This window comes from Roseivivax sp. CAU 1761 (assembly GCF_054482755.1).
Genome location: NZ_JBTLRM010000008.1, coordinates 135,939 through 147,381 on the forward strand (window position 1 = coordinate 135,939; position 11,443 = coordinate 147,381).

Genomic DNA, 11,443 nt, shown 5'->3' on the forward strand with positions numbered 1-11,443 from the left:
CGCGCCCCGCCGGCCATCACTTGCCCAGGCCCCCAACCAGCGCGCTCACGGTCGTGAAGCCAGCCCCCGGACAAGACGTCACCTGCCTTTCAAAAAGATGTCGCCCGCCCTTCAGCAACCTCCCCGGCCTGCTGCCTTCCCGGCGTGGATGGGTCGGCTCTGGCCGCTTTGGCGGGGCTCACCTGAAACCCGTCTTTCCTAAGGTTTTGACGGAGAGCCCGTTTGCGGTTCTAAGGCAACGCGGCTCTGAAGGCGGCGGCATGATCAACAGGCAAGCTTAGCAGCGCCGCAAACCTGTCCGGGAATTGGGGACCCCCTCAGAGAGAGCCTGCCGGACCCGGAGGTTCAAACGCGTGCGCCCGATCTGCTGCGCGGGCTGATCCTGCGCGCAACGGTGCATGTTCAGGCGGGCGGGCGTGGGCTGGCTCGGGCCGCCTTGGCGGGGTGGGGTTGTGGGCACAAAAAAGCGCCGCGGGCCTTTTGGGCTGCGGCGCTGGGTTGTTGGATTTGGTTGCGGGGACCGGCCTTGGACATGATTTGCCCGCCGAAGAGAACTCCGACGGGCAAATAAAGCTGGTTGCGGGAGGGCGCTTTGGTCTTCGTTTGCCGTTCGCAACGTACGGCATCAGTCCGTCAGCAACACAGCCGGTAAAAGCGAACGCCCCTTCTAGCTCGTGATCAGCGCGCCGCTGGTTTCCAGTGCGGCTTCGTCTGTCAGGCCGGTTACGCCGAGGATGCTGGCAACGGCTGCGAAGCTGTCCGCGCCGCCATCGGCATCAACGGAGAGTGTGCTGTCCGTGCCGTTGTCGGTGATCTCGACGAAGTCGCTCAGGGCATCGGTCATCGGATCATAGGCGGTGAGCAGGTCGGAGATGTCGATAGCATCATTCGCGCTGTCAAAGTCCGCGATCACGTCCGTCTCTGTATAGGCGTTGGTGCTGTCGAAGGTGAAGGTATCACTGCCATCACCGCCCCAGAGCGTATCGAGACCGCCATCACCATAGAGCGTATCGTCACCGGCCCCGCCATGCAGGAAGTCATCGCCGCCATCGCCATGGATGTCATCGGTGCCTGAGCCACCATGAACGTCATCCGCGCCCGCTCCGGCATCGATATCGTCGTTGCCATCATCGCCGATGATCACGTTGTCATTGGCATTACCGGCCGACACATCGTTGCCGGTCGTGCCCCACATCCAGCTTGCATAGTCCGGAAGCTGGTCCGTCTCGAAGCCGTCATCGAATTTCAGAACATTGAACCAGTAGGAATAGCTGTACCGGTGGCTATCGAGGATGATTTCATCGACGGAAGCGTTCAGCGTGATCTTCGTTTCATACGAACCGTAATCGGCAATGCTCACGATATCATCGATCACAACGCCATTTTTGATCCAGACCGTGTCGACATCATCGTGACCGTAGCTGTTATAATAGGTGTCAATTCCGCTTTCGTAGACAATCGTATCGCTGCCATCATTACCGGCAGCACTATCATCACCGGCACCGCCATAGAGCAGATCATCATCGTATCCGCCGTAGATGGCATCGTTACCCTCGCCACCATAGATGATATCGTTACCGTCCAGACCGCTCAGCGTATCGGCACCGCCATAGCCATAGATGATATCGACAGGGTCGCCACCTTCGAAATAGCTGTTCGAGACACCGTTGATGGTGTTCGCGCCGGCCGTTCCGTGACTGGTAATCGGCATGGTCATCAGATTGATGTCACCGGTCCCGTCGTTCAGGCGCAGGGTTTCAACCTGATAGTTGCTGTAGAACATGTTTTCGAGCGTTATGCTGTCGGTCGCCGTTCCCGCACACGAAATCACATAGTCGCTAAGGTCTGTGGTGTAGCGCCCGATAGTGATATCGCCATACGCCCAAGAACTGTCCAGCTCGACAATATCCGTACCAGCATAGCGATCCTGAATATAGTCATCGCCGCTCTCGTACAGATAGAGATCATCGCCACCTTCACCCCACAAATAATCGTCACCGGCATTACCTTCGAGATAATCGCTACCGGCGCCACCATTCAGGTTGTCGTCGCCATCGCCGCCATACAGGGTATCGTTTCCGTCATAGGCGTCGATATCATCATTTCCGCCATAGCCGTAAATCATATCGTTGGTATCCCCGCTATTGATATAGCCGCTCGTAACACCACTCAAAGTGTTGGCTCCGGCATCGCCATAGGTGGTGTAGTCGAAGGCGAGAAGATTGATATCGCCGGTGCCGTCATTCATCCGCAGAGTATCGACCTGACGACCGTAATAGAACATGTCGGTGATCGTCACACTGTTGACCGAACCGGTGCCGAAATCGATGCGTAGGTCATAAAGATCGCTGACATGACGACCAATGGTCAAATCGCCATAATCCCAGCTTTCGTCGATCTCCAGAACATCTGTGCCCGTGTAATCATAGACAAGGTCATGACCGCTGACATAGAAAATCGTGTCGTTACCGGCGCCGCCCGTAATGTCGTCATCGCCAGCTCCGCCATCGAGATAGTCGTTATCATAACCGCCATTCAGTTCGTCATCACCGGTGCCGCCATACATCGTATCATTGCCGTAGCCGTAGCTGCCGCCACCGTGGATTTCGTCGTTGCCGCCGAAACCATAAAGAACGTCAGACCCCGTTGATCCGGATAATGTGTCATTCCCGCTCGTGCCCTGCGTGAAGTAGGTCACGCCGCTCAAATCAACGGATGTCGTGTCGTCATAGATCATGTCATGGATCGGTGTCGTGCTGAACATACCGTCAACGGTGATGGTGTTGTCCAGATCGAAGACAATCTGCAAATCACTGTCGATCTTGAAATAGTCCGGCGTCACGGTGTCCCACGCGGCATCGAGGTAAATCGTATCGCTCGTATCACCGCTTAGGGTCAGATGGCCGCTCGTATAGTAGTAGCTATCAACACCATTAGGACCACCATGCATGTAGTCATTTCCGGAACCTGCGTGCAATTCGTCATCGCCATAACCGCCATAGATTTCGTCATCGTCGGCGCCGCCATAAATAACATCGGTCCCAAGGCCGCCGTAAATTTCGTCGTCACCGGCCTCGCCATAGAGCGTATCGTTGCCATAGCCGCTCTCATTCGGCGCACCGCCGTAAATCGTGTCGTTTCCGGCTCCGCCATAGATCGTATCATCAGGCAAACCACCAGAGCCATCCCGCACACCGTAGAGCGTGTCAGCACCAGACGTGCCGTAACTTGTCCAGTTCTGGCCATCGAGATCGTAAGTGCTGAGGTCATCAAAGGTGATCTGTTCAACATGGCCGCCACCGGCAGCGTAGTTGAACTGGTCTTCGATAACGATCTTGCCGGTCTGGGCTCCTGTATCGATGTCGATGACGAGGTCGGAACCACCAGCGCGCGTGAACGTCAGGTCACCGCTGTCGATGCCCGAACCGAAGACGATCTCATCACCGTCATTGCCCGTGCCGACGCTGGTCTCGCGGATCGTATCGATGCCATCGCGAAGGTCATAGTGATACTCGCCGTTGCCCTGCCAGCCGCGTAGATAGTCACCGCCCGTACCACCGGTCAGGATATCATCACCGGCACCGCCATTAATGTCATCCTCACCGCCAAGGCCGTTCAGCGTATCGTTGCCGTCATTGCCGTCGATGTCGTCATTCGCCGCGCCGCCGTTGATCGTGTTGTCGCTACTGTCGCCGTTGAAGAGCGAGCCAGCGTTATCGTCGAACTCAAGGCTTGTCAGGATGCCCGCCAGATCGAGGCTCGCGTCGCTGTCAGTGATTGCGTCATCAAGCGCCGTCTGGTCGGCTCCTGGCAGGTTCGTCGTCCCCACGGAGAATTCGATCATACGGACAACATTGCCCCAGAACACTTCCTTCTCGGCAGTCGTGGAAAGAGCAGTCGCTTCCGTCTCAAGGCTGGCAAGCTTCGTGCTATCCAGCCCCGTAATACCGGAGAAGTCGTCACCAGCGATGTCGTAGTAGAAATCGCCTGTGAACAGCTCTCCCCCCGCGCTCTGCGCCAGCAGGCGCGCATAGATGTTGTTGTGGGCAATCTCGAAGCCTTCCTGCAGATCAAGACCGGCATACGAAAGTGGGTTGCTGTGGATGCCGCGTTGCAGGAAGTCCTGCCCCATCATCTTCTCAAGGAAGCCGAGCTCGCGCCCGTCCACGTATGGCCCACGCGCTCCGGACGAGACGCCATCAACCCCAGCCCATCGGAACATGATATCGCGCACATCTTCGTAAACGTTTGTTGTGGCATCAAAAAGGTCAGAGAATGAGGTCGCATACAAACTTACGACTTGATCTAAAAGATTGTTTGTTCCTGTATCGTCCAGAGAAATTGATATCGAAAGATCAGGCATCGTTCCGTAGCCGCGCACGATGGGAAGATAAAATGCAGCCTCGATGTACGTAAACTCCTGATTATAAACGGTATTTATCGTATCATAGCTAAACCAAACATCATGGATTGCCCGAGTTTCTTGTGGGTTGATGCCGTCGTCAATTGTAAACGTACTGGTGTGCGTTACTACGTGACCCTGATTGGTTTGACTAACTTCCGTTGCATCAAGGTCAAAGCTGACGATATCAAAGTCAGCGACGCCATGCAGTTCGGCAGAGTCGGAAAAACCATCCTCATTGACATCTTGCCAAACAATTAATCCGTCCCATACAGAGTCTTGCGCGTCTATTTTCAGATCGCCGTTAGAGTCGTACGCGTTCAATATCGTGAAGCCATCCGTCGTCTCAGTCCCAAACAGCTCACCATTATCATTAATAACACCATCTTCATTTAAATCGATAGCCAAAAGGCCATCGAGTGAGTCAACCCAGCCCGAAAGCGAACGAAATCCGTTTTGGTTATTATCCCAGTACGCAACACTGTTCGACAAGGATATCAGGTCAATCGCGCCGTTTCCTGAAAGATCAAGCACCAAAGGTGAAGAGTTAGCTTTCGCGCCTGAAAATTGAGACTCCACATCCCCCACAAAGTCTGAATTAACGCGAACTCCTGTGGGTGTTGATTGAGTGGTTTGCGGAAGAATATATCCACTAGCAGGTGACAAGTATTCGCCGCGATCGTCGAGAGTAGGTTTAGAAAGGCCCGCTCGGGATAGCGCCGTGTCTACTACGGAATTACTATTTCTTCCAGCGTAGCCGGCAGGATTGTATGTATGATTTTCATTCTCCATGTCATCCATTGCGTCCATGATAGCCTGAAAATCGGCTGAAAGATCAGCGCCAGACTTAATTACTTCGCTCGGATCATCATCCTCTTCGTCGAAGTCCGGATTATACTGGGCGTCATTCTGCCCATAATCGGTAATTATTTTTCCCATTGGGCGAAGGATGGAATTTTCCGCTTGACCTGTTGTCGTCGCAGCGTATCCAACTGACGGACCACCTCTAGCGTACCACTCATCACCATTACTATCTGTATATACAATGTATTTGTGATATATTCCCACTGCCAGCTCTTTGTATCTAACTTCAATTGTCTCTGTCATATTGCTCTCCCTTTCAAAAAATTTATTTATGGGTAAGTGGTATCTACCTCAGCATATACGCGCTCAACCTTCCCGTTCCGTATGAATAAAACAACTTTGTAAACGGTGAAAAGCCTCCACACGCGCCACCAGCCAGCTCCACGATCTCCAAAGATAAACTTGCTATATGGTTTGCTCTCTGTTTTCCAGTGTTGGCTTAACTCCCTCACTCGATCAGATTCGTATTCTTCGCGCACATCGAATCCATTATCTTTCAAAAGCTTAATCGCCACATCCATTTCCCTGCAGCATGCTTCTATATATTGAGTGGCTGCCGGCGTAACGTTTCGGCCCTGTGAGTCATGAAATATATCTATGAACTCCCCTTGGGCGTTATTTCGCGATTCCGCTTGACCGCCTTGTGCAAGATGCAATGGCGCCATTGTGAATAAAGCAAAAAGCATGGCTAACAATACAGGATATTTCTTCATCCCCACCCCGAATAAAATTGTGATTAATAAGTTCGAGGTTAATTGTAATCAGACGGGAAATTGGGTCAATTAATTTGTGGAATTCAGTCCACATGGGGGCGAATTTTTCACTATATCTTTTTTTCTGAGGTACCCTGTGTACTGGCGTGAACGTATCTTGCGGAGACGCAAGTTTATGACTGCGACCGTATGCACCACGCAATATATCTTTATATATAATGCCGAAACGGCAGCGGCTTGGAGCTGACTTCGGGAATTGCCGTCAATATCTCGCCGACATCGTCCGCAAAGCGAAGCGTCACGGGATATCCGTCACTATAGATGCAGGTGTTAAAATTGAGCTTCGTCAGAGAAAGAATATCCTCAAGCACCTGCTCGATCGGCGTGTCGCCGAATACGATCTTCACCTTGAGCGGCGTCGGTATCTCGCGTCCTGGATAGGTCTTGAGCTTCGGAACATACCCGGAGCTCCATAGGAACGCGTTGCGGTGATCGACCTTGAGGGAGAGCCCGCGCATGACACCCCGCTTGCCTTCTTCGCGGAAGAGTTTCAGGTCGTTCGGCCGCTTGATCTGTATGCCGCTGACTTTCGTGCCTTCGGGCGCGCCTTCCCGGAAGCCCTCGATCTCTTCGCGGTTGAAGTTCGTCCGCCCGTGGATGAACAGCTCCTTCGGCGCTTCACCGTGCCAGTTCCGGTAGCTGTCCACACAGCGCCTGACGATATCGGCGGCCTGATCTTTCGGGAGGTGGAATTCACCCGGCCTGTCGGATGCCCATGAGCCCACCGATCCTTTGAAGACGATCCCCTCGCCGGTATGCAGGAACATCTGAGCGCCGCAGCAGGCCTCGTACTCGTCCCGGGGGCTGTTCGTGCGCTTGAAGACGAGACCGATATAGCAGACCCCTTCGCGGATATCGGCCAGGGTCCACGGCTTTGCGCCGGATTTGTAATAGATCGCCGTCGAGAGGTTCCAGGCGATCGTCGCATCGTCCTGCACGTTGCGGATCGGCTTGCCGATGCTGTTGAGGTGTTCCCCGGGCGCGATGGTTGTTTGGCGAACGATTTGCGTGACGGCTTCACAACCGAGAAGCCGGGCCTTGAGCTGGTTGTGGAAATGGTTCTCGAAGCGGTGCTTTTCGGCGGCCTCGTTGATGTCATCGAAAAGGTCGGGACTGTCCCAGAGCCGCATCGCCTTACGATGCGAGAGCGCCGTATCCCCGGTCACCCCCGCCGCCTTGGAAATCGTCTGGTTCGGCCGGCACAGCTTCCAGAGCTCTTCCGGTACCACCACGAACCAGAGCGCGACCTTGGCGTCTTCCTCCTCGACCCACCGCCGGATACGCCCCGCGAATAGATCGACCGTGTCATAGACACGCTGATGCGCATCCGTGTTGCGGATCGTGCGGTCGAGTTCGGCGGCATCGAGCGGCAGCGCGACACGGGGCTCGGTCCTCCATTCGGTCCGGAAGACGGTCTCGAAGCCCGGAAACATCACCGAGCTCCCGACCTTCGGGTCGGCCTCGATTGCACCCGCGATCTTGCCGGCCCAAGCCTTGAACTGCGCAATGCCTTCCGGCGTGCCGATCACCCCGTATTCGATGGCGGGATGGTCTTTCGGCGGACCGAACAGCAGTAGGCCGTCCTTGGGGTCGTCGAGCTTCTGGTCATGGGCAAAGAGGAGCCGCGGCTCCCTGATCGGCAGCAATTTGCGGTTCGTCTTGACCGAGCGTTTACGACGCGCTGCCATCGCCACCCTCCCCGTCTTGGCCGGCATCGTCCTCGACGAGCTCGATTTCTCCGGTCTCGTCGAGCCCCGCCTGACCGTCCTCGAAGTAGGTCACGGGACTGATGAAGCGCTCGGGCTTCATCGACACGACGAGCGGATCACCACCCGTCCCGATCGTGAGCTTGTTCGCCTCGTCCCCGAACTGCGCACAGAAGGCGAGTAACCGGTCGCGACAGGCGGCATTCCACCATTGCTTGCAGACGCCGCGCCGGGCCTTGTGCATACGCTCGGCCTTGTCCCAGGGCGTCTTCCCGTCATCGCTGAAGATCACATGGTACCGGAGCACGATCCGCGGGAATGGCGCCAGCTGCGGCGACGCCGACAACCCAAAATGCCAATACCCGTCCGGGACCTTCTCGCCGCCGGCAATCTTGCGCGTCTTGTTTCCGACGAGTTGCCTATAAGTCCGCCGCCCGCGATCCGGCGTAAAATGCGCCTTGTTCTTCTCGAGATGCCCGTTCGCAAAGAACCGGGCCACAAGCCCGCTCGCCAGAGGAAACGCACAGAGCTCGCGCCGTGTCATCTCCGCTTCCCAGGCCTGCCGGACCAGATCGCTGACCATATTCGAAGCATCGAACGACGCGATATCGAGCGCCGGCGCGCCATCCGAGACAAAGGAGCGCGTATCGAGCACGGCGAGCTCGTCGCTCGCCCAGCCGTCACCGAGCGCCATCACCACTTCATGCTCCGGCGCGAAGGTCAGAAGCCGCTGACCGACAACGCGGTATGGATGCGGGAATGAAGCAGCCACCTTGAACAGCGTGTCCGCCGGCCCGCGATAGCGATGCGCATAGAGCCGCTTCGGCAAGCTTAGCCTGAACCAGTTCGAGAGATAGCTGTCATTGGCCCGCACGGGCTTCCGGTCGCACTCGATCGAGCGCGTATACCAGTCCATAACCGTGCTGGCATTCGTGACGGGAGATTTCGGGGCAGCTTCGCGCTCGAGCAGCGCGAGCAGCCGCCGCAGCCCTTCGGCCCACCCGAAATCGAACCGCATCACATTCAGATCGCGCACGCTCTCATGCATGCTTCCGAACGGGAACGCATCGATCTTGAGCGGCACAATAAAATCGCCGAGCCCGTGCTTCACGCGAGCCTTTTCGGCCAGAGCGAGCTCCCGGAGCGTCCCCGGCTTCCGGTTCGCCTCCAGAGTCGAGACGAACAGAAACCGGAACGTCGCCTGATCGATCGCTTCCTCGATATCGTCCCAGAACCGTTCCCCGCCAAGCAATGCTGTGACATCACACCAGACCTCGTAGCCGGCGATAGCGAGCTGACTCGCGAGCCATTTCGCGAAGGTGCTGTCTTCGGGCGTTGCGTGACTGAGGAACAGAACGCGCCGCGTCACAGCGCGGGCGGACTCATCTGGGGCATCGGTCGATCGGGCGGCCGTATCGGAAGAGAGAATCTCGGTCATGCCGTGATTATAGAACAATCCGACAACATTTTGTATAGCGCGATGCTGGCGACGCAGGTTCTTGTGCATAACCACCCTATCTCGCCCACCCGCACCATACGAGGGCATGTCCGTGCGAGGGATCGAAGCCGGAGGGCCGAGACCCGCCGTCGCCAAAGGCTATGGCGCGGCTCGGTTCACGAGAGCCCGCTCCGTCACGCCGTAGCCAGCGGCGAAGGCGGACGGACGCACCCACCCCCTCAAGAATTCTACGCTTGGCTCATAGCAGCACTATTTGCTATTTACTACTCACAAGAGCAAAGGAGATAGATCATGAACCGCACGATACCCGTTTCGACAGATGTGTTCGCCGCCATCTGGAGCCACCGCCAGGAGGGCGAAGAGACCGAAGATGCCATTCTGCGCCGCATCTTGGAGTGCCAACCCGCCCCCGACACCGGCACGCAAGCGCACACCCAAACGAACGACATCAGCGAAGGCTTTATCGACCGGCGCAACAACGTCACCTTCCCGCCCGGCTTCACGATCTTCCGGACCTACAAGCGCAAGCAGTTCAGCGCTGTGGCCGAGAACGGCCTGTGGCGCCGCACCGATACAGGCCAGACCTATGACACGCTGAACCGGCTCAACGCCTCCATCGCCGCAGGCAACGAGAATGTCTGGAACGGAAACTGGAAGTTCCAGGACAGCGACGGCACGATCAAATCCATCGCCGCCCTGCGCGCCTGAGTTTCGGCATAGTCGATTGTATCGAAAATAGTTCATCGAACCCGGTCAGGCGACAAGCCCCTATTCGCATGTTATGATTGCAAAAAAGCGTTCCGGCATGAAACCGTTACGCCGGAGAGGAGCATATGAGCAGACTGTATTCCAACGGGCCGCAGAAAGTTTTCGTCATCAATCCTTTTACCCATTTGATCGATGGCTCGCAGCACATGCATCTTGCAGCGCCGTATTTCACCCAGGCGGACCCACTCCTCGAAGCCACGCGGAAGGGCAAGACCGTGCAACTGCTGATTGGTCTCAACGAGGCCACCAGCCCTCAAGCGCTTCGCAAGATTCACGAAGTCCCCGGGATTGCGATCCGCTACCTGACCAGCCGTTTCCACGCTAAAATCTTCATCTTCGAAAACGCCGCTCTTCTCGGCTCCGCCAATCTCACAGATGGCGGTATGCAGGCGAACCGCGAAGCCGTAATCCGGCTTGACCGCGATGAGGACCCTGACGACCTCGAAGACGTACGAGCGCTCTTCGTCGAGCTCTGGGATGCCGGGCAAGTCCTGACGCGCGAAAAGCTCGATGAGTTCGAGAAGACCTGGAAGGAACTCCGGCGCAGACAGCCCAATGCCGAGAAGGAGATCGAAGCCGCCCTGGGCAAGGCCCAGCCGCACAACATCGATGTAGCCAGCCGCAAGAAGTCGGGCGAGCGCGTTTTTCTCGAAACACTGCGGCAGGAGGTCTACGAGCAATACCGCCCGGCTTTCAGTGAAGTAACTACCATCCTACGGGACGGAGACTTCCGGCGTATCGATCTTCAGGACGTGGGTATCGAGAACGAGACCAACCGCTTCCTGAACTATGTACGGCTGACCCACGTCATCGGCGACGAGGCGTGGAAGTCCGCACCGCTACGCGGCCCTGCCGAACGACAACACACAATCGAAAGCTTTGCCCGCGAGTGGGTCGAGGCCGCTGACAACAAGGTACCGGAAGATTACGTCGCCTGGCTGCACACGGTCAGAGAGACCTTCGGGACGCGCGAGGCGCTCGAAGGGGCGGATAAGGAACTGCTCACCGAGGGCCTCATGTCCCTACACGCCTTCACCGAGCAGATGCGCTTTGTCAAAGGGGGGCTACCGAATCTCCCGACGGAATTCTGGAAGCAAAATAATGACGACGTCGCCCACGTGAGAGAAACGCTTACTTATCTGCTTTACGGGTCAGGCGATTTCATCCAGCGCTTGCACGACGTACTATATGACCCCTCGAGGAAGGTGAAGCTCTTCGCCAAGTTCTGCGCGCTTGAACTCTACGGCACGATTAAACCCGATGAGTGCCCGCCCATGAACGGTCGCATGGCCAAGGCCCTGCGCTTTCTTGGATTCGATGTGAAGGGAGCTTGAGCGATGGCAGGGACTGCTGTGACCCCCATTCTTCATCCACCCGAAGCCGGAGCCCGGCGGTCAGATTGGCGCGGGTGCGCCGGTGGTGCAATGGGCGATCCGCGCAGCGTTTTCGGCGCGCGGAGCGGATCGCCCAT

At 56.6% G+C, this 11,443-nt stretch carries 6 protein-coding genes; 2 read left to right on the plus strand and 4 right to left on the minus strand.

Features of this window, described 5'->3' with window-relative positions; translation table 11 throughout:
• Positions 1-667 precede the first annotated feature (667 nt).
• From ACXYMW_RS07655 to ACXYMW_RS07670, 4 genes are all read right to left on the minus strand, one after another.
• Positions 668-5,509 carry a calcium-binding protein gene (locus ACXYMW_RS07655; protein ID WP_459034715.1) on the minus strand — a complete coding sequence of 1,614 codons (4,842 nt, stop codon included), beginning with the start codon at positions 5,507-5,509 and terminating at the stop codon, positions 668-670.
• Positions 5,510-5,535: 26 nt separating this feature from the next.
• A complete protein-coding gene (locus tag ACXYMW_RS07660; RefSeq protein WP_459034716.1) occupies positions 5,536-5,985 on the minus strand; it encodes a hypothetical protein in 450 nt (149 codons plus the stop codon).
• Between the two features lie 203 nt (positions 5,986-6,188).
• The gene (locus ACXYMW_RS07665; protein ID WP_459034717.1) at positions 6,189-7,727 is read right to left on the minus strand and encodes an argonaute/piwi family protein; all 1,539 of its coding nucleotides are present in this window, start codon (positions 7,725-7,727) and stop codon (positions 6,189-6,191) included.
• A complete protein-coding gene (locus ACXYMW_RS07670) occupies positions 7,711-9,183 on the minus strand; it encodes a toll/interleukin-1 receptor domain-containing protein (RefSeq protein WP_459034718.1) in 1,473 nt (490 codons plus the stop codon). The genes ACXYMW_RS07665 and ACXYMW_RS07670 overlap by 17 nt, the downstream gene beginning before the upstream one ends.
• A 312-nt stretch (positions 9,184-9,495) precedes the next feature.
• Between ACXYMW_RS07670 and ACXYMW_RS07675 the strand changes: the two genes are divergently transcribed.
• Positions 9,496-9,912: a hypothetical protein gene (locus ACXYMW_RS07675; protein WP_459034719.1), complete on the plus strand. Its 417-nt coding sequence runs from the start codon at positions 9,496-9,498 to the stop codon at positions 9,910-9,912.
• Between the two features lie 125 nt (positions 9,913-10,037).
• Positions 10,038-11,306, plus strand: a complete 1,269-nt coding sequence (locus tag ACXYMW_RS07680) for a phospholipase D-like domain-containing protein (RefSeq protein WP_459034720.1) — start codon at positions 10,038-10,040, stop codon at positions 11,304-11,306.
• The last annotated feature ends 137 nt before the right edge of the window (positions 11,307-11,443 follow it).